This window comes from Sneathiella litorea (assembly GCF_009882915.1).
In the GTDB taxonomy this organism is placed as follows: domain Bacteria; phylum Pseudomonadota; class Alphaproteobacteria; order Sneathiellales; family Sneathiellaceae; genus Sneathiella; species Sneathiella litorea.
This window is the reverse complement of sequence record NZ_WTUW01000002.1, coordinates 126,425-147,434: the sequence shown is the minus strand read 5'-3', so window position 1 is coordinate 147,434 and position 21,010 is coordinate 126,425. Positions and strand designations below refer to the sequence as shown.

Genomic DNA, 21,010 nt, shown 5'->3' with positions numbered 1-21,010 from the left:
ATATAGAACAGATTCGGTTTTTTTCAGGCAGAAAATAAGTTTTTTCGCAAAAGCATGACCTTTTATCTGTTCTCAGGGGTCGACAGTTTCAAAATATCTGTCGATGGCATTCACAATTGCCTGCGCTAGCCGCTGCTGACCATTGCCTGATTTTAGGATTTTTTCATCGTCGTAATTTGACAGATACCCCAATTCGACAAGAACGGAGGGCACATCTGGCGCTTTCAGCACGCGAAACCCGGCAAAACGATGCGACCGTCCACGTGTTTTCATGCCGGACTTGGCGATTTCCGGGATGATCATCTCGGCAAATTTAACGGAAAAATTCATGGTCTCGCGCTGCGCAAGATCAATCAGGATACCTTGAACCGTATCGTCCTGCACGCTCATGTCAACGCCGGCGATCAGGTCTGATTTATTCTCGCTTTTGGCCAGTTCCGCGGCCTCATCATCGGAGGCATTCTCGGAGAGAGTATAGACCGTGGCACCGCGAAAATCCGGTCGGCTGATCGAATCTGCATGGATTGAGACGAAGAGATCCGCACTCGCATGCCGGCCTATAGAGACCCGCTCCCTCAGGCTGAGGAAGGTATCATCATCGCGGGTCATGATGACATTGTATTTTTTATCCTTTGCCAGGATACTTTGTATCCTTTTGGAGACGCCGAGGGTGATTTTCTTCTCATATACACCGCTTTTGCCGATGGCGCCGGGATCAATGCCCCCATGCCCCGCATCGATGACAACTGTGTATTTCCGGTTATTTGCGGGTGGTTCCGGTGCGAGGATGGCAACCTGCGTGTTCTTTTGTTCCTCCCGTCTTGTCGCCAGTTCCCGGCGAAAACTGGCATCATCGGTTTTCTGAATATCGATAAAGAACCGGTAGGGTTTGCCTGATGAGGGCGGCAGGACGACAGTGCGAAGGACCTTTACGGGCCCGTCAACATCAAGCACAACGCGTGAGGTATCCTTCTTGAAAAGTCCAAAACGATAGTTCTCGACAAGACCTTTCTTGCGACCGCTATTTTCATCGGCCAGCCAGTTTAATTCGGGTAAATCAATGACAATCCTGTAAGGGTCGGCGAGAAGGAAAACATTGTAATCCGGCGCCGCGCTCATCTCCATCACGAAACGCGTCTTGTCAGTATGCTGTCCCAGCCGGGCGGAGGACACGTCAATGGTCGCTGCTGCAACGGCGGGTACCGAAAGATAACCTCCGGCCACTAACAGGCAGACCATAACAGCACTTCGGAAAAAGCGATTGACCATATCCATATCCGGACCACACTTATATTACGCGACGAATTTAACGACCAGATGGCCTACGAACGGGCTTAAATTAGCGGTTTCAGAGTTTCTAATCAATGCACGCCGCTCTATATTTGATAATATTTTTTATTCCCACTTCATTATTCACTTGGTAAGTTTGTCACAATGAAGCTATCATACTCGCGTGAGTTCCTGTGGTCAGCCCCTTCCTCATATATATGACAGGGCGGCGCCGATATCGACAGCTTTTGTAGGCATTGAAAAATTTCAATCCCCGGAGCGTCTGATAGCAGCGCTTAAGACAATGCAGTGAAATAGTTGAAACAGAGATCGTTCCAATTCTCAATGTCGAGAATGGATTGCGGCAGCCAAAGATTCAGACAAGGCCTTTTGGCAAGTTTGGAAATGTTTTGAAAGAAAAAAACGCGGCGCCGACGATTTCCATAGAAAATGGGCTGATGTTCTTTTACTCATACGAAGGACATACAGTCACGGAGCTAATGTATGGCTACGCGCATGCTGATCGACGCGTCTCATCAAGAAGAGACACGCGTCGTAAAAGTTAGAGGTACCCGTCTTGAAGAATTTGATTACGAGACGGCTTCAAAAAAACAACTCAAAGGCAACATTTATCTCGCCAAAGTAACAAGAGTAGAGCCTTCCCTTCAGGCAGCCTTTGTCGAGTATGGCGGTAATCGCCACGGTTTCCTCCCCTTCAATGAAATTCATCCCGATTACTACCAGGTGCCGATTTCCGATCGCGAAGTCCTGATCGAGCAGGAAGCTGCGGCTGAACGCGAAGCGAGTGATCTGGAAGATGCGGAGATCGACAGCACATCGACTGTGGAGGCAAAAGACTCCCCGGAAAATGATGACACTGAAAAGGCGGAAGCCTTGACGGAGTCCGCGGATGATGACGACGAAGAAGGTGTTGTCGACGATGCGGATGACACAGGCGGCGGTCTTGAAGTTGTCGATCACGGTGACGATGATGTCGTCGAAAGCCTTGGCGGAGAAGACGATGTTGATGACCGGCGTGCCAAACAGCCACGTCGCAATTACAAAATTCAGGAAGTAATCAAGCGGCGGCAAATTCTTTTGGTGCAGGTGGTCAAGGAAGAACGCGGCAACAAGGGTGCGGCGCTTACGACCTATATCTCCCTTCCCGGCCGCTATAGTGTGCTGATGCCCAATACGGGCCGCGGCGGTGGCATCAGCCGGAAGATCAGCAATCCCTCCGATCGCAAGCGGCTCAAGAAAATCGCGAACGAGCTCGAAGTTCCCGAAGGAATTGGCGTCATTATCCGCACCGCAGGGCTTAGCCGGACCAAGGTTGAAATCAAGCGTGACTATGAATTCCTGATGCGCCTCTGGGACGATATTCGGGAATTGACGCTTAAATCCATTGCCCCTTACTGTGTGTATGAAGAAGCCAATCTGATCAAGCGCAGTATTCGCGATCTTTATGACAAGGAAATCAGCGAAGTTCTGGTTGAGGGTGACGAAGGATATAAGCTGGCCAAGGATTTTATGCGCAAGCTGATGCCCAGTCATGCCAAGAAGGTCCAGCCTTATAAGGACAAGATCCCCCTCTTCCACCGCTTCCAGGTGGAACAGCAGTTCGCCTCCATGTATCATCCGGAAGTGCAGCTCAAATCCGGCGGCTATATTGTTATCAACCCGACGGAAGCGCTCGTTTCCATCGACGTCAACTCCGGCAAGGCCACGCGGGAACGGAATGTCGAGGATACGGCCACGAAAACCAATCTCGAAGCGGCCGAGGAAATCGCCCGTCAGTTACGGCTTCGCGATCTCGCTGGCCTGATTGTTATCGATTTCATCGACATGGATGACAACCGCAATAACCGCGCGGTCGAGCGTAGGATGAAGGATTGCCTCAAGTCTGATCGCGCCCGCATTCAGGTGGGACGGATCAGCCCCTTCGGCCTGATGGAAATGTCGCGCCAAAGGCTGCGGCCGAGCTTCCTGGAAACCAGTACGACCATGTGCCACACTTGTGGAGGATCCGGTTTTGTTCGCTCTATCGAGTCAACCGCCCTGCTGATTATCCGCACCCTGGAAGAAGAAGGTGTGCGCGAAAGAAGTGCGAAAATTACCGTGGCGGTTCATACAGATGTGGCGATTTACCTGCTCAATCAGAAGCGGTCGGTTATTCAGGAGCTTGAAAACATCTATGGCATAACGATCCTGATCACCGCGGATCCGTTATCGAACATGAATGACTACAAGATCGATCGGGAAAAAGGAAAACCGGGAGATCTGACACCGGTCACACGCGAAGTCACATCTGCCTATAACGGCACCATTGAAGAGGAAGAGGAGACCGAGAAAACTCCTGCCAATTCAAATGGAGAAGAAGATGACACGGCGCCCAAACGCCGTCGGCGTCGGCGTCGGCGGAAGCCGCGTGATGAAAATGCCCCGCAAGAGGCAAATTCAGAGAACCAGACCGGTGAAAACCAATCTGCCAACACAGAAGAAGAGAGCGAAAATGGTGAGCCCAAGAGGCGCCGTCGCGGAAAACGTGGTGGCCGTCGCCGGTCCCGGAATGGTGCCTCTGAAGAGCAGCAGACACAGGATAACACTACAGATCAGGAAGGTTCCTCACCTGAATCAACTGAACCTGTGGTCATCCCGATCACTGTAAGTGACGAGAGCAAGACACCTGAGGGCGCGGAGGTTGCAGTAGCCGTGACACCGCCGGAGACCTCTGTATCACCTGATACGGCGGAAGCCGAGCCGAAAGCGGAAAAGAAGCCGCGTCGTTCCCGCCGGAAACCAAAAACTGAGGAGGTCACTGAAGTGACCAGTGCCAGTCCAGACAGTGCACAGAACACTCAAGATTCCTCTGATGAGACCAGCGGTGATGCGGAAAAGCCGAAGAAAGCTCCAGTCCGCCGCCGGAGATCTCCAAAGAAAGAAGCAGACACAGCAGAGACCACAGCGCAGCCTGAGCAAACACCTTCTGAGCCTGTTGCGGCGGCACCTGCAGAGGTTAAGGAAACAAAAGCCGAGGTAACTGAAAAACCGGTATCTGTAACCATGACAACTGAAGAAAAAACGGAAGAAGCCGTGGCAGAGAAAAAACCAAAGCGCAGCGGCTGGTGGCGGCGCGGTTAGTTCCGGCAGTACCAAGGATAGCGAAAAGGGAGCTTAACGGCTCCCTTTTTTAATGCCGGGCCAATCTTTCAGGCGCTCTATTGCCCCGTTTATACTGGCCGTCGAACCGGCGAAGGAAAAGCGGACATAGCCGTTACCGCGATGGGGATCGAAATCAAGTCCCGGAGTTGCCGCAACGCCGGTTTCCGCCAGCATGGTCTTGCAGAACGCGACCGAGTCATTGGTGAAATCCCGCACATCGGCATAGACATAGAAGGCGCCATCGGCCGCGGCAAGGCGTGACAACCCGAGCTTGGGGAGCTCTTCCAGGAGAATTTTCCTGTTGCGGGCGTAGTTTTTGACATTCTCCTCCAACTCGTCCTTACACTCGAACGCCGCGATGGCCGCATATTGGCTGAGCGCGGGCGGCGAAATAAAGAGGTTCTGCGCGAGTTTTTCGATAAAGCACACCAGCCGTTCGGGCACTATCATCCAGCCCAAACGCCAACCGGTCATGGAAAAATACTTGGAGAAGGAATTGATGACAATTGCCTCGTCCGTCAGTTCCAGTGCCGTGGTTGCGTCTTCGTCATAGGTGATGCCGTGATAAATCTCATCAGAGATAAACTGCAACCCTCGCCCGGCGCAATAATCAATCAGTGCCGCCAATTCATCGCGCTTGATCATGGTGCCTGTGGGGTTCGACGGGCTCGCGACAAGAAGTCCGGAAACAGGATCCGGCAGTTTATCAATCAGCTCTGGCGTCGGCTGAAAATTTGTCTCTGCATGACAGGGCAAGCCAACAGGCACGAGATCGAGTGAGGTGAGAATATTGCGGTAAGCGGGATAACCCGGTTCTGCAAGCACGACCCCTGCCCCTTTCTCGAAGGCCGAGAGGAAGGAGAGAAGAAAGCCACCTGAGGAACCGGTGGTCACGACGACCCGCTCCATCGGGACGGTGACGCCGTAAAACTCCTTGTAATGGCGCGCAATTGCCTCCCGCAGCGGGGCGATTCCAAGCGCATCGGTATAGCCGATTTGCTGGTTATCCAGTGCTTCCTTGGCGGCCGCGAGTACCTTTGAAGGGGCGGACGTACCCGGTTGTCCGACTTCCATGTGAAAAACCTCGCCGCCTTCCTGCTCTCGCAGGTTCGCCGCCTTCAGGACTTCCATCGCGATAAAGGGACTGATTTCCCTGCCCGACGTGCTGGCCATGTTATTTCCTTTGGATTGTAATTATCAGTTTTCGATGAGGGATAGGCCAAACCCGCGCGGATCATGTCGGGAAATGCAATTTGGAACCTTGCCCGCCCGGCAATAGATCGCGTTGACGGCGGCTAGCCTGTCAACTTCCACCATTACCGGAAAATCACTCTTCAGGCTATCAACTGTCTCCGCCGTCATCGAGGATTCGTAAAGAAGCGGTAGTTTCTGGCCCATGGTAAAGAGACGCGGCGCATCCATGGCCGGATCGAGGTTGCTGCCCTTGGCAAAGATATTGAGCGCCGTTGCAACGGACGCAACAGTTGCCGCGGCCCCGCCCGTTGAGCCGCCCGCATAATAGAGATCCTTATTTGGTATATTTGCAATCACAAGTGGGGAGGCCACAAATTCACGGCTTTCCAGCGGCAAATTACCGGCCATGACCATACCGGTAATCTCCCCCATCTGGCCACTGCCGAAAGGAAAGCCGAGACCGACGACGCAGGCGACGGCGCTGCCCTTGTTATCTGCGGTAACGAAGGAGGTTGCGCCCTGGCTGATAAAGGGAGATATATTGTTCAAGTCAGAAAAAATTGACGCCGTGGCCCTGGCAATCTCAACTTGGGGTATTGTGACATCAATGCCGAGGATACCTTTGCCGTCATACAGGGTTTTCCAGAGTTTGCGGTAAATATCACCGGCCGGCCCGACCGACACGCCAACCATATTGTTATCAACCCGGAAGCTTTGTGCCTCGAGCCAGACAGGCTTGTAAGAGAGCATGTCCGAAATATTGATCTGGCCACCTGCGGCAAGAGCATCCGCAATATATGTGCGGGCCCAGTTGCCACTATAAAAGGAGGCTCCCCCTTCTGACCGTAAGGCAGATATCAGGCTGGCCAGTCTGATCTGGCGGATTTTAGTCCCTTCCGCCACAAACTCTCCATCTTTATCCATAAAAATGCTTTGAATATTATAATCGAGGAGGAGCTGATCCTTATTCAACACCATGGCCATATGCTGGGCCCGCGAGAGAGGCTGACCGAAATTGGCGATCTGCTCGGCCGGGGCGAGAAGCTGCGACCATTCCAGCTTTCCGTACCGGGCCTGCAATGCGGCCATGCCCCGGATATTGCCGGGAATGGCAATCGACCCACCGGCTACGGGCGCCTTGTTGAAGAATTGCAGGTTCTCAAGCTTGTTGGTTTCATTGTCATAAACGATGCATTCCCCGCCCCCGCCGAGGGATGCGGCGACCGGATATGTTACGGCAAGGGTGAAATAAAGGGCCGTTGCCGCATCCGCAGCAGTCCCACCGGAGGAGAGAATATCTTCCGCTACCAGGGTCGCCCGCGGCTCATCCGAGGCAGCACCCCCGAGAGACCCCTCAACATTGCCGATTTCACCGAGTGGCACACTGGGGCCACCACAGGCGGCAAGCGCGAAAGGGGCGAGACATGCGAGTGACAACAACCGAACCTTCCATTGACGGGAGCGTCCACAGTTCCTAGTTTTAGGAAGTGATAAAAGGAATTTATTCTTGATCAAACGCATATTTACGCCGGTATCCATATTCTTGATCCTGTTACTGTCTTTGGGAAGCGCTGCTGCCAAACAGACGGCCCCTTCTTTCATTCGTGACGCCGAAATTGAACATACCCTTCGCGCTTACGCAAGGCCTCTGTTCAAGGTGGCAGGATTGAACGGTGAGGATGTTGAAATTTATATCATCAATAGCACGGATTTGAACGCTTTTGTGGCCGGCGGACAGCGTTTATTCATGTTTCGGGGGTTACTTGAGCGGGTTGAGACACCAGGCCAGCTTAAAGGCGTCATCGCCCATGAAACGGGCCATATCGCGGGTGGCCATCTGGCGCGAACGCAGGATGCGCTTGCAAATGCGAATGTAAAAAGCATCGTGGGCATGATCCTCGGTCTTGCCGCCATGGCGGCCGGTGGCGGCCAGGCCGGTGCGGCGGTGGTTCTTGGCTCGCAGGATGCGGCGACAAAATCATTTCTGCAATATAGCCGGACACAGGAATCATCTGCCGATCAGGCGGCAATCACTTACCTTAACCGGACTGGTCAGTCCGGTCGCGGTATGATGGAGTTCCTGGAAATTATCGGTGCGGGTCAATATCAGCCGCAGACAACGATTTCCTCCTATTACCGGAGCCATCCTGTCAGCAGCGAACGCGTTTCGGCATTGAGCCAACGCGTGCTGGCGTCGCCCTATAAGGATAAACCTCCTTCTGATGAGGATGTTATAGCGCTCAAGCGCATGCAGGCAAAGCTCTATGGCTTTACCCGTCCTCTCGGTAGTACACTGAAGAAATATCCTGTGAGCGATAACAGTGTTGAGGCCCGCTATGCCCGGGCGATTGGCTACTTTCGCTATCCAGACCTCCCCAAGGCGATCAAGGAGATCGACAGCCTGATCACGGAATATCCAACGGATCCCTATTTTCATGAATTGAAAGCTCAGGCACTTTATGAGAATGGCGATATCCTGGGTGCCCTTCCACCGCTTGAAACGGCGATGACACTGGCGCCGAGCGAACCGCTGATCCTGACATTCTATGGTACCGTCCTGAATGCAACCGGCAATGTACGGGATTCAGAAACGGCCATTATCGTCCTTAATGACAGCCTTTCCTATGATCCAAACAACGGGAATACCTGGGATCAATTGGCCATAGCCTATAGCCGGACGGGGGATACGGGAATGCTATCCCTGGCAAGTGCCGAGCGTTCCCTGCTGGAGGGGAACTCTCAAAAGGCCATTTTTCATGCAAAGCGGGCGCAGGACTTTTTTCCAATCGGCAGCCCGTCCTACCTCCGTCTGGAGGATATCATCACAATTTCGAGCCAGGCGTCACGGAATTAGTGAACCGTGACGCCTGACAGGATTATTTCTGGCTTTTCAGCAGATCGCGGATTTCTTCCAGCAAAACCTCTTCGCGCGGTGGCGCTGCAGGTTCGGCCGGGGCTTCCTCTTCTTTTGTCTTGAGGCGATTGATCTGCTTGATCAGCAGGAAGATCGCGAAGGCGACGATGAGGAAGCTGATTACGGTGTTAAAAAACGCCCCGTAATTCAAGGTAACGGCGCCGGCCTCTTTTGCAGCAGCAAGGGTTTCAAAACTTCCACTGGAAAGAGTAATAAAGAAATCTGTAAAATCAACGCCCCCAAGAAGCATCCCGATCGGCGGCATGATAATATCCGCGACGAGTGATTTGACGATCGTTCCAAATGCGGCACCAATAATGATACCGACGGCCATGTCGACAACATTGCCGCGCATGGCGAAATCTTTAAATTCCTTCAACATAATTTCCCCCTACTCATAAACTGTTAGCGCATAACTTACTTTTTTACGGGTTTCTGCGCATATTTCCCATATGATTAACTATAATGTAGTTTGGAAAATCCACAATCTTGTTTATTCCATCAGAAAGTTACTTGTGAATAACGGTATGCAATCGATGTTCACAAGAAAGTTAATTTGATTTACCCTTGGCCGTGCGCATAATTAGCCAAAATTAATTCTCCGAAAGTGTTTTAATGTCCGCCAGAACAAAACTAAGCAGCCTCAGCATCTTTTCCCTCGTTGCTCTTATTGGTTTGATTGCCTTTGGCGCCTATCAGTATGCGATGACAAAGCCGGTGGTGTCGGAGGAGGAATTCGGCGCCCGTGTCCGGGCTTATCTTCTTTCCAATCCGCAGGTTTTACGGGAGGTAATTGCCGAACTCAGCAAGCAAGAAGAGAAAGTCGCGGCTGCAGAGCAGGAGAACCTTATCTCATCTCTTGCCAAAGACCTGAAGGAGGATGGTTATAGCTTTGTTGCCGGTAACCCGGATGGAGATGTAACGATTGTCGAGTTTTTTGACTATCGATGTGGGTACTGTAAGAAGAGCTTTCCTGAAGTCATGAAAACCGTCGAGATGGATGGCAATATCCGGCTGGTGTTGAAGGAATTTCCCATACTCGGTGCGGATTCCTTCCTTGCGTCGCAAGCAGCCATCGCGTCCCTTGAGCAAAACAAGTATTTTGAGTTCCATACAGCGCTTATGGAAAGTCGCGGCGGTGTGACAATTGAGGGTATCCGAAGTATTGCTGCCGATATCGGCCTTGATGTGGAAAAGCTTGAGGCCGACATGAAAAAGGATGAAGTGCGCGAGGTCGTCGAGAAGAACTATGAGCTCGCCAAACAGCTCGGGATCAGCGGTACACCGGCCTTTGTGATTGGCGATCAGTTCGTTCCCGGCGCACTTTCCACCGAGCAGATGCTGCAACTTGTTGCAGAAGTGCGGGATTCATCTGGCAATACTTCCGGAAACGATTCCTGATAATATTACGCTAGATCACGCCACGGCGTATCTGGTCAAGCTCGATTGATTCGAACAAGGCCTGAAAGTTTCCTTCGCCGAAACCTTCATTCCCTTTTCGCTGGATGATCTCAAAGAAAATCGGACCGATGACATTCTGGGTGAAAATCTGGAGCAAAAGCCCCTGCCCTTCTGTTGGCGCACCGTCGATCAGGACCTGCAATTTCTTGAGCTTCTCGACATCCTCGCCATGGTCTTTCACGCGCCCATCAATCTGTTCAAAATAGGTATCGGGTGTTTCCTGAAAAAGCGTGCCCGATGAGCGCATTGCCGTCACCGTATCATAGATATCATTTGTTCCAAGCGCGATATGCTGGATCCCCTCGCCGTGATAGGCATCCAGATACTCCTGTATCTGCGACTTGTCGTCTGAGCTTTCATTGATCGGGATACGTATCTTCCCACAAGGGCTGGTCATGGCCTTGCTTTTCAGCCCGGTGAGCTTGCCTTCGATATCGAAATAGCGGATCTCCTGAAAATTAAACAGACGTTCATAGAATTCCGACCATTCGTCCATGCGCCCGCGATGAACATTGTGGGTAAGATGATCAATATAAGTGAGGCCAGTGCCAACCGGATGCCGTTCTTCCCCCTCAATGGGCAGGAAATCAACGTCATAGATGGAGCCCTTGTCGCCATAACGATCGACAAGATAAATCAAGGAATCGCCGATACCCTTGATGGCCGGGATGTTGAGTTCCATCGGCCCCACATCCGACGGCACAATCCAGGCACCGAGTTCCTCTGCGCGCTTGATTGCTTTCCCCGCGTTCTTCACCCGGAACGCCATGGCGCAGGCGCAGGGCCCATGTATACGCGCGAAAGACTGGGCGAAGCTGTTAGGTTCGGCATTGACGATAAAATTGACATCCCCCTGCCGATACAGCGTCACATCCTTCGACCGATGGCGTGCAACGGGGCGGAACCCCATTGAGATAAACAGCTCCCCCAACGCAATCGGGTCCGGCGCGGCATATTCGACAAATTCGAAGCCGTCTGTTTCCATCGGATTATCCCATAAATCAGCCATATCGATCCCTCCGGTCAAAAAAGTAGTTTCATTTGAAACTTTAATGCGTAAGATGGATCGGGTGCTGAATAATGTCAAGGCCGTTTCGATGAATGAAATGCAACGTAGTCTATACCTACCCCGCTTCCTTCCCTACCGACTGACCAAGCTGTCCGGCATGATCAGCCGCAGCCTTGCTGCGAAATATTCAAAAATGTTCGACTTGACCATTCCGGAGTGGCGTATTGTGGCCCTGCTGGGTTCCAATCCCGGCCTGACCGCGCGGGAGATTGCACCGCTCGCCTCCCTCGATAAGGTCAGCATCAGTCGGGCCGTGGAGCGTCTCATAAAATCGGGGCGCCTTGAAAAGAAAACACTGGAGGGGGATCGCCGCTCTGCCGCGCTTTTCCTCACCCAGGCGGGCCAATTAACCCTCGCGGAGATCATCCCGCTCGCGCAAGACTATGAAAACAAGCTCCTCGCCGAATTCAGTCCGGAGGAGATTGAGCAACTCGATAATTTCCTGAACAGGCTCGATACGAAGGCAGAGGAATTACAGAACTGCTAGAATATCTCAACCCGGCCAAACCCCGGCAGCTTGAGCGCTGCGTCGTCCACATCAAGACCAAGCGTAAGACCGAGCAGATGCAGCTCTATCCCTTCCACAGGACTGGCCACGAAGCCGCCATATCCCAATATTGAAAACTGAACCCCTCGCCCGCTCACTGCCGTACCAAACGGGGCACCATCGGTGATATAGTCCTTGCCGATGGCGGTTGGCGGCAGGTCGAGATTAAGCTCCGGTACCGCGCGGCCGATATGGGCTATAAAACTGTTCGAGTTGGGGCCGGGCCAGACGTTATAATTATACTTATGTGGATAAGCCTCAATCACTGTCTCGATCCGTTCGATAAGATTGGTGGCGGCCGTTCCCCGGATTTCGCTGAGCAATTCAGGCACATTTCCGAACCAGTGATTATCGGGAGACCCCCGGCTCTGGACCAGGGCATTACCGCCGTTGCGCGCGCGCCAGCCGATGACTTCATAGCGGTCATAGTTTTCTGCGCCCTCGCGCTTCATGGAAATCCAGGTATGAATAGCGAAATTCCCGCGCCAGCCCCAGGTGCGTGCACCAAAAACCTGAATAATCGCTTCACTGTAGGTGTCCGGCGCCGGCGAAAGACCGGTCGCATCGCGCCGCGCGGAGGACCAGTTCGTCGCCTCCGATGAGGTACCTGCTGCCACTGACAGCATCTGCGGCAACCCGAACAGCGCGATCGCGCATAGTATAACCAGAATAGTTTTTCGAACTGCCGTCATCCCACCCGTTATCCCGCACTGCACAAAAGCTGAGTATAAGGGTAAGGCTCGATTTTGCAAAATCAATCCTCCTTACACTCCTTCATCGACTAATTTTCACGATTGCTTTAAACTTGTGAAAGACTTCTGTATAAGGGGGCAGTTTGGCTGAAAGGCCGGTTCGCACGGGAAGTTGCGGGGGAATGTATGGGTAAGTCAGTAATTGTCATCAACGGTCCGAACCTGAACCTGCTGGGCAAGCGGGAGCCGGAGATTTACGGAAGCACAACGCTTGCCGATATCGAGGCCTTGACCCGCGCCCATGGCGAAAATATCGACATCGAGACCATCTTCTTCCAGAGCAACCAGGAAGGCGACCTTGTGGACGCAATCCAGCGTGCGGGCGCAAGCCATAGCGGCATTATTCTCAATGCGGCCGCTTATACCCATACTTCTGTTGCGCTCCATGATGCGATCAAGGCCTGCGGCCTTCCTGTGATTGAAGTGCATCTGTCAAACATCTTTTCGCGTGAAGAATTTCGCCATCACAGCTATATTTCGTCCGTTGCCGCTGGCGTTATCTGCGGATTTGGGGCAAAAGGCTATGTGCTGGCCCTCGACGCGCTTGCCGATATCATTGATTAAAGTAACCGAGACTTGGACATTATGAATAAACTCAACATCGACAAAAAGGCGATCCGGGATCTGGCCGAGATCATGAACGAAACCGGCCTTGGGGAAATTGAAATCGAAAATGGCGATCATCGCCTGCGTGTTTCCCGTGGTTCTACCGCTGCTGCACCGGAAACCATCCAGACTGTTTTTCCCGCCGCCGCACAAGTTCCCGCGGCCGCAGCCCCCGCGGCACCGGCGGCAGAAGCAGCCAGCCATCCGGGAACCGTAAAGTCACCGATGGTGGGGACAGTGTATCTCTCGCCGGAACCTACCGCCGCCCCGTTTGTACGTGTGGGCGACACGGTGAATGTGGGGCAAACGCTCCTTATCGTCGAGGCCATGAAAACCATGAACCCGATCGCTGCCCCAAAAGCGGGTAAGGTCATCGAGATTCTGGTCGAGAATGAAGAGCCGTGTGAATATGGCCAGCCGCTTGTCATTGTAGAATAACCGTCGGAATTTAGATGTTTGAAAAAATCCTGATTGCTAACCGTGGTGAAATCGCGCTCCGGATCCATCGCGCCTGCCGGGAAATGGGCATCAAGACGGTGGCTGTTCATTCTTCCGCCGATGCGGATGCCATGCATGTGCGCCTCGCCGATGAAAGTGTTTGTATCGGTCCGCCAAGTTCAGCCCAGAGCTATCTCAATATCCCCTCCATCATCGCGGCGGCGGAAGTTACCAACGCGGATGCTATCCATCCGGGTTACGGCTTCCTTTCCGAAAATGCGAAATTCGTGGATATCGTCACTGCCCACGGCATCAAGTTCATTGGTCCGTCCGCCGATCACATCCGCATGATGGGTGACAAGATCACGGCGAAGGAAACCATGCGCAAGCTTGGCGTGCCCTGCGTCCCGGGATCGGAAGGGGAAGTTGAAACCCTTGCCGATGCGGAACGCGAGGCGGAACAAATGGGCTATCCCGTCATTATCAAGGCTTCCGCCGGAGGCGGCGGCCGCGGGATGAAGGTTGCGGAAAACGCGGATGCGCTTTCTGAAGCATTTTCTTCTGCCCGTTCCGAGGCCAATCTCGCCTTTGGCAATGACGCGGTCTATATGGAAAAATACTTGAGCGGTCCGCGTCATATTGAGGTGCAAATCCTTGCTGATGGCCAAGGTAACGTGGTGCATTTGGGAGAGCGCGACTGCTCTTTACAGCGACGCCACCAGAAAGCCCTTGAGGAAAGCCCCTCACCCGCCATCACCCCGGAACTGCGCGAAAAAATCGGCAAGACGGTGTCCGATGCCATTCGTGACATGAGATATGAGGGTGTCGGTACGATCGAATTTCTATTCGAGAATGACGAGTTCTATTTTATCGAGATGAATACCCGCCTCCAGGTGGAGCATCCGGTAACGGAGATGATCACCGGTATTGATCTCGTTCAGGCCCAGATCAATGTTGCGGCCGGATATCCGCTGGATCTGAAGCAAGAAGATATTAAATTTTCCGGCCATTCAATTGAATGCCGCGTAACGGCCGAAGACCCGCATACCTTTGCGGCGAGCCCCGGACCGGTGACCGAATTTCACGTCCCCGGAGGCTTGGGCGTACGCGTCGATTCTGCGCTCTACACGGGTTATAATATCCCACCCCATTATGACAGCCTGATCGCCAAGCTGATTGTTCATGCCAAAAGCCGAGAAGAATGCCTTTTGCGGCTTAACCGCGCGCTAGAGGAGTTTGTTGTCAGCGGGATCAAGACGACATTGCCGCTGCATCAGGAAATTATCCATAGTCAGGAATTCCGCGACGGTCATTTTGACATTCACTGGTTGGAAAAATTCATTGCGGCGCGCTAGTTCACGATAGTTATGTCTGCGCTGACCGCCGAGACAATCCTTGCCGCCTACCGGATTGGGGTTTTTCCGATGGCGGACGATGCGGATGATCCCGATCTATACTGGGTCGAGCCAGAAAGACGCGGGATCTTTCCGCTTGATAACTTCCATGTGCCGAAGCGCCTTGCCCGTACAATCCGCAAGATGCCATTCACCGTCACCGTGGACAAGGATTTCCGCCGCGTCATGCGGGAATGCGCGGAGCCACGTGGCGACCGAGATGCCACCTGGATCAACAAGACCATCCTCGAACTCTATGGCGAACTGCATGACCTCGGCTATGCCCATAGTGTTGAATGCTGGTTAGGGGATGATCTCGTCGGCGGATTATACGGTCTTGCGTTCGAAAGTGTTTTCTGCGGGGAAAGTATGTTCACGCGCGCAACAGACGCGAGCAAGGTCGCGCTTGTTTACCTTGTGGCGCGATTAATACGCGGCAGATTTAACCTGTTGGACGCTCAGTTCATGAACCCGCATCTGGCAACCTTCGGCGCGGTGGAGATCAGCCGGGCGGATTACCTGTTACGCCTCAACAAGGCCTTGCAGAGCGAGGGGGATTTTTATTCCTTGGGCGACGACGTGACGGGCTCTGAAATCTTGCAGTCGATCACCCAGACATCATAGACCGGATGCTCCAACGCATTAATCGCGGGACTGGAGGCAAACATCCAGCCAGTGAAGAGAGTTAAATCTTCGGCGTCATCATGAATTTCAGATATTTCTAGAAAAGTCGACGTTTCCGGCGTTTCTTCGGGCGGCCGCTTCAGGCATTTGCGTGGCCGAATGGCGAGGCTACCGAATACAGCTGTTTCATCAATGGGAACAGATAGATCTTTGGTGCGGGCCGTTACCTTATCAAGGGCACGCAGTATAACGATATCCCCTTCCAATGACTCTGCCGCATTACTGGAATGTGGCGCAAAATTCACGGCGACGAGACTGAGGAACATAATCGTCGTCAATCGCCGAATACCATGAAGGGATACGCAACACCGCACGAGAAATGAGTCAAAAAATAGTAACACAGCTAAAAATTGGTTACTTTTTGGAGTCATTGCTACTGCTGAAAATTGCCTGGGCGATCAGGTCCTGGATATTCACGGCGCCTTGTGTATAGGAAATTGTCCCGCCGTCTTCCAACATATCGTCTGACCCGCCGGGTGTAAGCTGTAGGTAGTTGTTCCCGAGAAGACTGCTGGAGGTGATCTTTGCGGAGCTGTCATCGGGCAGTTCTACATCATCATCAAGGCTGATTTTCAGGATCGCGCGATAGGTTTTCGGATCAAGCGTCTGGGAGGTTACGGCACCGACCTTGATTCCGCTCATCCGGACATCACTGCCGACACTGAGGCCATCGACATTGTCAAAGGAGGCCGAGAGGTTAATACCACCACTTCCGATGTTAACTTCTGCGGTACGATAGGCAAAGACAAGGAAAATAGTCGCAAATGCCAAAACCACGGCACCAATGACGGTTTCCACAATATTACTGTTCATTTAATCCTCCTACGCTTGCGCGCAACGCCCGGCGCAAGGAAATCATCTCTAATTATGGTTTCCAGGCTTCGTAGTCGCCGGTACCCTTCTGGCGCTTCCCGCCGCTAACGATAGATCCATCCGGATGATAGGCAAATTCCGTACCCGTTAGATTGGGCCGATGTTCCTCCTGCCATTCAGCCTGGGGCAATTCCTGCTGATCGGGAAGCTTGTCGGTAGTGTAATGCAGCCATATATGCCACGCAGGCGGCACCTTCGATGCTTCCGGGCGGCCCTTGTACACAACCCAGCGGCGTTCTCTTCCGGTGGGACCCGTCGGCTTGCCTTTTTCCCGGTAATAACGGTTGCCAAACTGGTCCTCTCCGACCCGTTCGCCGCGCCACCATGTAAACAGCCTTGTGCCAATCGTCGCCATTTAAATCTTCTCACTGAATAGGAACAGAAATATTTGCCCGGAATATGGCATTGTGGGGGCCTTTCGTCCAGTCTAACTTTTCGTCGTGGACATGGTGAAGCCTAATCATCCCCTGCCTGATTCTAATGATTCTGATCCTGACTGCTTCTCATTATTGCTTTTCTGCAACTCCCCCCGGATTTCTTGTTAACCATAATAAACCCCAACAGTCACTAAACCGCCATATTTCGCGATCTATAAAATTTTACACACTAAATGTAGACTTTTTGGTGTTGACTTGGCCTATCCTGAACGACATGATCCTATGCGACGAGGGGGATTTTCCTACTATATATAGTAGGCATTGGAAATGAGGGAGCCGTTGCTGACCCTGCGTTTTCCAAGGCTTTAAACAATATCCCCGCTTGCATGACTACGAAAATGAACTGGTGATTGGAAGGTATGCGATGCGTATAGAGCGACATTTTACAAATAAAGATTCTTCTCCGTATGCATCCATTAAATTCAGGCAAACTACCAGTGAAATCCGAAACCCTGACGGATCTGTTGTTTTCAAGCTCGAGGGGATTGATGTCCCTGCCAACTGGTCGCAGGTTGCCTGTGACATCATCGCCCAGAAATATTTCCGTAAAGCTGGCGTCCCTGCCCGACTGAAACCGGTTGCCGAGAAGGATGTGCCGGAATGGCTATGGCGGCAGACTGCCGACAAAAAGGCTCTTGAAGAAGTGGCGGAAGATGAACGCTATATCGGTGAAACCTCCTCCACTGAAGTGTTCGACCGGCTCGCCGGGACCTGGACCTATTGGGGCTGGAAAGGCGGCTATTTCGATGGGGAGGAAGACGCCCGCACCTATTTTGACGAAATGCGCTATATGCTGGCCCGCCAGATGGGCGCCCCAAATTCACCGCAGTGGTTCAATACAGGCCTGCATTGGGCATATGGTATTGAAGGCCCGGCGCAGGGGCATTCCTATGTTGATTTCAAAACCGGTAAGCTAAAGAAATCCGTCAATTCATATGAGCATCCACAGCCCCATGCCTGCTTTATCCAGTCGGTCGATGACGATCTCGTCAATGAAGGCGGCATCATGGATCTCTGGGTGCGCGAGGCACGGCTGTTTAAATATGGCTCGGGTACAGGCACCAACTTTTCCAATCTTCGAAGCGCAGGTGAGAGCCTCTCTGGTGGCGGCAAGTCTTCCGGCCTGATGAGCTTTCTCAAGATTGGCGACCGGGCTGCGGGCGCCATCAAGTCTGGCGGCACGACGCGACGCGCGGCCAAGATGGTCACACTCGATATCGATCACCCCGATATTGAAGAATATATTGGCTGGAAAGCCGTGGAAGAGCAGAAAGTTGCGGCCATGGTTTCCGGGTCAAAACTCTGCAATATTCATCTCAACAATGTCATCAAGGCATGCCATGAGATCAAGGGTGACGAGGCATTTCTCCCGGCCGAAAATCCAGCGCTTAAAAAAGCCATCATCGGCGCGCGCAAGGCCATGGTCCCGGAAAACTACGTGCAGCGGGTTATCCAGTTTGCCAAACAAGGCTATACCGAAATTGACTTCCCGACATATGACACGGATTGGGATTCAGATGCTTATCTCACCGTCTCGGGCCAGAACTCAAACAACTCCGTGCGGGTAACCGACGGCTTTATCGAAGCTGTGTTGAAGGATGGCGACTGGAACCTGATCCGCCGCACCGACGGCAAGGTCGCAAAGACCGTCAAGGCTCGCGACCTTTGGGAACAGATCGGCGAAAGCGCCTGGCAGTCCGCCGATCCGGGACTGCAGTATGATACGACCATTAATGATTGGCATACCTGTCCCGAGGATGGCCGGATTAACGCGTCCAACCCCTGCTCCGAATATATGTTCCTGGATGACACGGCCTGCAACCTCGCCTCCCTCAACCTGATGACTTTCCGCCACGCGGACAAGGGCTTCGATATCGAGGGTTTTGAGCATGCAGTGCGGATCTGGACGATTACGCTCGAAATTTCCGTCCTTATGGCGCAGTTCCCCTCCGAGGAAATCGCGAAACTGAGCTATAAGTTCCGCACACTCGGTCTGGGATTTGCCAATATCGGCGGATTACTGATGGCACAAGGCCTCTCCTATGATTCGATCGAAGGCCGCGCACTTTGCGGGGCAATTACCGCGGTCATGACGGGTGTGGCCTATAAGACAAGCGCGGAAATGGCCGAAGAGCTCGGCGCCTTTCCTGGTTACGATAAAAACGCCAAGAATATGCTTCGCGTGATCCGTAACCATCGGAATGCCGCCTATGGGCTCTCCGATGGTTATGAGGACCTGTCGGTCCTGCCCGTCCCGCTTGATGCGATCAACTGCCCGGAGCCGGGCCTGACTGCGGCCGCAAAAGCCGCTTGGGATGATGCACTGGATCTTGGCAAGAAACATGGCTATCGCAATGCACAGACTACCGTGATTGCCCCAACCGGCACAATCGGGCTTGTCATGGACTGCGATACCACGGGGATCGAACCGGATTTCGCCATCGTCAAGTTCAAGAAGCTGGCCGGCGGCGGTTATTTCAAGATCATCAACCGCACGGTACCTGAAGCCCTTGACCATCTTGGGTATAAAAAGAACCAGGCTAAGGAAATCATCGATTATGCGGTTGGTCATGGTACTTTGGAGAATGCGCCGGGCATTAATCATGCGGCGCTTCTGGAAAAGGGCTTTACCGACGAAACACTAGCACGGATCGAATCCGAACTCGGCGCCAGTTTCGACATCAAGTTCGTTTTCAACAAATTCTCCCTTGGGGAGGACTTCTGCCGCGATGTGCTAGGCATCTCGGATGCACAGCTGAATGACTACACGTTCGACATGTTGTTACATCTTGGCTTTACCAAGAAAGACATAGAGGCTGCCAACACATATTGTTGTGGGGCCATGACCTTGGAAGGTGCCCCTCACCTCAAAGATGAACATTTATCTGTCTTCGATTGCGCCAATCCCTGCGGTCGGATCGGGAAACGGATGCTGTCGGTTGAAAGCCATATCCGCATGATGGCGGCATCACAGCCATTTATTTCCGGGGCAATCTCCAAAACCATCAATATGGCCAATAACGCGACGGTTGAGGACTGTAAGGAGGCCTATCTCCTGTCCTGGAAGCTCGGGCTTAAGGCCAATGCGCTTTATCGCGATGGCTCCAAGCTGAGCCAGCCGCTTTCCGCCCTCACCTTTGATGAGGAGGATCTTGAAGAGGTGAAGGAAGAAGTCCGTGTCTCTCCGGCGGCGGCCAGCAATGTCGTTGCCGAGCGGATCGTGGAACGGATTGTGTCGGAGCGCAAGAAACTGCCGACCCGACGCAAGGGCTATACCCAGAAAGCAGTCGTTGGCGGACATAAGGTCTATTTGCGGACTGGCGAATATGATGATGGTGGTCTGGGTGAAGTCTTCATCGATATGCACAAGGAAGGCGCCGCTTTCCGCAGCCTGATGAATAACTTTGCAATCGCCATTTCAATCGGCCTTCAATACGGCGTCCCGCTTGAAGAGTTTGTTGAGGCCTATACCTTCACCCGGTTCGAGCCCTCAGGTATCGTAGAGGGGAATGACGCCATCAAGATGTCGACGTCAATTCTGGATTACCTGTTCCGTGAGTTGGCGATTTCTTACCTCGGCCGAAATGACCTGGCCCATGTTGCGCCTGATGACCTGCATAATGACAGTCTCGGAACAGGAGATGATCAGGCAAAGATATCTGAGGATGAATATTCGGAAAGCAAAGCCGCCATTAATAACGTGATCAATCTCGCCTCAACGGGATATGTCCGGTCGAACACGCTAGAAGTGCTGCAAGGCGGTCTCTCTGCCATGACAGCCAGCCTTGGCGAAGGTCAGGTCAGGGCTGCTGCCGCAAGCATGGGGACTTCGGGTTCGGTTGCCGCCGCCAGCGTGTCGGTTGGCGGCACACCCGGCGGGTCAGACAAGCTTAGCCGCTCCATGGAGGCTCGCATGAAGGGATATGAAGGGGATAGCTGCGGGGAGTGTGGCAACTTCACCCTCGTCCGTAACGGCACCTGCATGAAGTGCGATACTTGTGGCGGCACAAGTGGATGTTCATAAAAGAATAATTAGTTCAGTTGCTTGATTAGTTTTTTAAATCTGGCAGATCAAGAGTTTAGTCGCGTACCCAGTAGAGTAAAAGAGTAGCGTAACCAGTAGTGTAAAACGTAAATTTACGTAGAGTAAGGGTTAGAAAGTACTGTGTTTCAGGACTTTCAGGATTGCTAAACCTATTTTGTCTTACTC

The 21,010-nt window shown here is 52.7% G+C and carries 18 protein-coding genes; 9 read left to right on the top strand and 9 right to left on the bottom strand.

The features are described from left to right. Positions 1 to 72: 72 nt before the first annotated feature. A complete protein-coding gene (locus tag GQE98_RS06905) occupies positions 73 to 1,269 on the bottom strand; it encodes an N-acetylmuramoyl-L-alanine amidase (RefSeq protein WP_161314952.1) in 1,197 nt (398 codons plus the stop codon). Between the two features lie 504 nt (positions 1,270 to 1,773). On the opposite strand from GQE98_RS06905, the gene GQE98_RS06900 reads away from it, so the two are divergent. Next, entirely contained in the window at positions 1,774 to 4,410 is a 2,637-nt protein-coding gene (locus GQE98_RS06900) for a ribonuclease E/G (RefSeq protein WP_161314951.1), read from the top strand. A gap of 33 nt (positions 4,411 to 4,443) precedes the next feature. On the opposite strand, the gene GQE98_RS06895 is transcribed toward GQE98_RS06900, so the two are convergent. Both GQE98_RS06895 and GQE98_RS06890 read right to left on the bottom strand, forming a co-directional pair. Continuing rightward, positions 4,444 to 5,604 (bottom strand): pyridoxal phosphate-dependent aminotransferase, encoded by a 1,161-nt coding sequence (locus GQE98_RS06895; protein WP_161314950.1) that lies wholly within the window; start codon positions 5,602 to 5,604, stop codon positions 4,444 to 4,446. A gap of 24 nt (positions 5,605 to 5,628) precedes the next feature. Continuing rightward, positions 5,629 to 7,065 carry a gamma-glutamyltransferase gene (locus tag GQE98_RS06890; RefSeq protein ID WP_161314949.1) on the bottom strand — a complete coding sequence of 479 codons (1,437 nt, stop codon included), beginning with the start codon at positions 7,063 to 7,065 and terminating at the stop codon, positions 5,629 to 5,631. Between the two features lie 67 nt (positions 7,066 to 7,132). Between GQE98_RS06890 and GQE98_RS06885 the strand changes: the two genes are divergently transcribed. After that, complete coding sequence (locus GQE98_RS06885) at positions 7,133 to 8,479, top strand: M48 family metalloprotease (protein WP_161314948.1); 1,347 nt, start codon at positions 7,133 to 7,135, stop codon at positions 8,477 to 8,479. 22 nt (positions 8,480 to 8,501) lie between these two features. On the opposite strand, the gene mscL is transcribed toward GQE98_RS06885, so the two are convergent. Next, positions 8,502 to 8,921 (bottom strand): large-conductance mechanosensitive channel protein MscL, encoded by a 420-nt coding sequence (gene mscL / locus GQE98_RS06880; RefSeq protein WP_161314947.1) that lies wholly within the window; start codon positions 8,919 to 8,921, stop codon positions 8,502 to 8,504. A gap of 233 nt (positions 8,922 to 9,154) precedes the next feature. Between mscL and GQE98_RS06875 the strand changes: the two genes are divergently transcribed. Then, positions 9,155 to 9,940 carry a DsbA family protein gene (locus GQE98_RS06875; RefSeq protein WP_161314946.1) on the top strand — a complete coding sequence of 262 codons (786 nt, stop codon included), beginning with the start codon at positions 9,155 to 9,157 and terminating at the stop codon, positions 9,938 to 9,940. Between the two features lie 10 nt (positions 9,941 to 9,950). Here the strand turns inward: GQE98_RS06875 and hppD are convergent, their stop codons facing one another. Beyond that, entirely contained in the window at positions 9,951 to 11,009 is a 1,059-nt protein-coding gene (gene hppD / locus GQE98_RS06870) for a 4-hydroxyphenylpyruvate dioxygenase (RefSeq protein ID WP_161314945.1), read from the bottom strand. A 43-nt stretch (positions 11,010 to 11,052) separates the two neighbouring features. On the opposite strand from hppD, the gene GQE98_RS06865 reads away from it, so the two are divergent. Next, positions 11,053 to 11,556 carry a MarR family winged helix-turn-helix transcriptional regulator gene (locus tag GQE98_RS06865; RefSeq protein ID WP_161314944.1) on the top strand — a complete coding sequence of 168 codons (504 nt, stop codon included), beginning with the start codon at positions 11,053 to 11,055 and terminating at the stop codon, positions 11,554 to 11,556. Here GQE98_RS06865 and GQE98_RS06860 read toward each other — a convergent pair. Next, positions 11,553 to 12,308, bottom strand: a complete 756-nt coding sequence (locus GQE98_RS06860; RefSeq protein WP_202526138.1) for a DUF3750 domain-containing protein — start codon at positions 12,306 to 12,308, stop codon at positions 11,553 to 11,555. The genes GQE98_RS06865 and GQE98_RS06860 overlap by 4 nt on opposite strands. Positions 12,309 to 12,494: 186 nt before the next feature. Here GQE98_RS06860 and aroQ point away from each other — a divergent pair, with 186 nt between their 5' ends. The 4 genes from aroQ to aat are packed head-to-tail and all read left to right on the top strand — an operon-like array spanning position 12,495 to position 15,430. After that, the gene (aroQ, locus tag GQE98_RS06855) at positions 12,495 to 12,932 is read left to right on the top strand and encodes a type II 3-dehydroquinate dehydratase (RefSeq protein WP_161314943.1); all 438 of its coding nucleotides are present in this window, start codon (positions 12,495 to 12,497) and stop codon (positions 12,930 to 12,932) included. A gap of 21 nt (positions 12,933 to 12,953) precedes the next feature. Further along, complete coding sequence (gene accB / locus GQE98_RS06850; protein WP_161314942.1) at positions 12,954 to 13,412, top strand: acetyl-CoA carboxylase biotin carboxyl carrier protein; 459 nt, start codon at positions 12,954 to 12,956, stop codon at positions 13,410 to 13,412. Between the two features lie 14 nt (positions 13,413 to 13,426). Further along, positions 13,427 to 14,767: an acetyl-CoA carboxylase biotin carboxylase subunit gene (gene accC, locus GQE98_RS06845; protein ID WP_161314941.1), complete on the top strand. Its 1,341-nt coding sequence runs from the start codon at positions 13,427 to 13,429 to the stop codon at positions 14,765 to 14,767. A 12-nt stretch (positions 14,768 to 14,779) separates the two neighbouring features. Beyond that, positions 14,780 to 15,430: a leucyl/phenylalanyl-tRNA--protein transferase gene (aat, locus tag GQE98_RS06840; protein ID WP_161314940.1), complete on the top strand. Its 651-nt coding sequence runs from the start codon at positions 14,780 to 14,782 to the stop codon at positions 15,428 to 15,430. On the opposite strand, the gene GQE98_RS06835 is transcribed toward aat, so the two are convergent. From GQE98_RS06835 to GQE98_RS06825, 3 genes are all read right to left on the bottom strand, one after another. Then, entirely contained in the window at positions 15,367 to 15,768 is a 402-nt protein-coding gene (locus tag GQE98_RS06835) for a DUF2155 domain-containing protein (RefSeq protein ID WP_202526137.1), read from the bottom strand. The two genes, aat and GQE98_RS06835, sit on opposite strands and share 64 nt — an antisense overlap. Positions 15,769 to 15,844: 76 nt before the next feature. Beyond that, positions 15,845 to 16,303: an outer membrane lipid asymmetry maintenance protein MlaD gene (mlaD, locus tag GQE98_RS06830; protein WP_161314939.1), complete on the bottom strand. Its 459-nt coding sequence runs from the start codon at positions 16,301 to 16,303 to the stop codon at positions 15,845 to 15,847. Between the two features lie 52 nt (positions 16,304 to 16,355). Continuing rightward, positions 16,356 to 16,718, bottom strand: a complete 363-nt coding sequence (locus tag GQE98_RS06825) for an NADH:ubiquinone oxidoreductase subunit NDUFA12 (protein WP_161314938.1) — start codon at positions 16,716 to 16,718, stop codon at positions 16,356 to 16,358. 446 nt (positions 16,719 to 17,164) lie between these two features. Here GQE98_RS06825 and GQE98_RS06820 point away from each other — a divergent pair, with 446 nt between their 5' ends. Continuing rightward, positions 17,165 to 20,824 carry a vitamin B12-dependent ribonucleotide reductase gene (locus GQE98_RS06820; RefSeq protein ID WP_161314937.1) on the top strand — a complete coding sequence of 1,220 codons (3,660 nt, stop codon included), beginning with the start codon at positions 17,165 to 17,167 and terminating at the stop codon, positions 20,822 to 20,824. Positions 20,825 to 21,010: the final 186 nt, after the last annotated feature.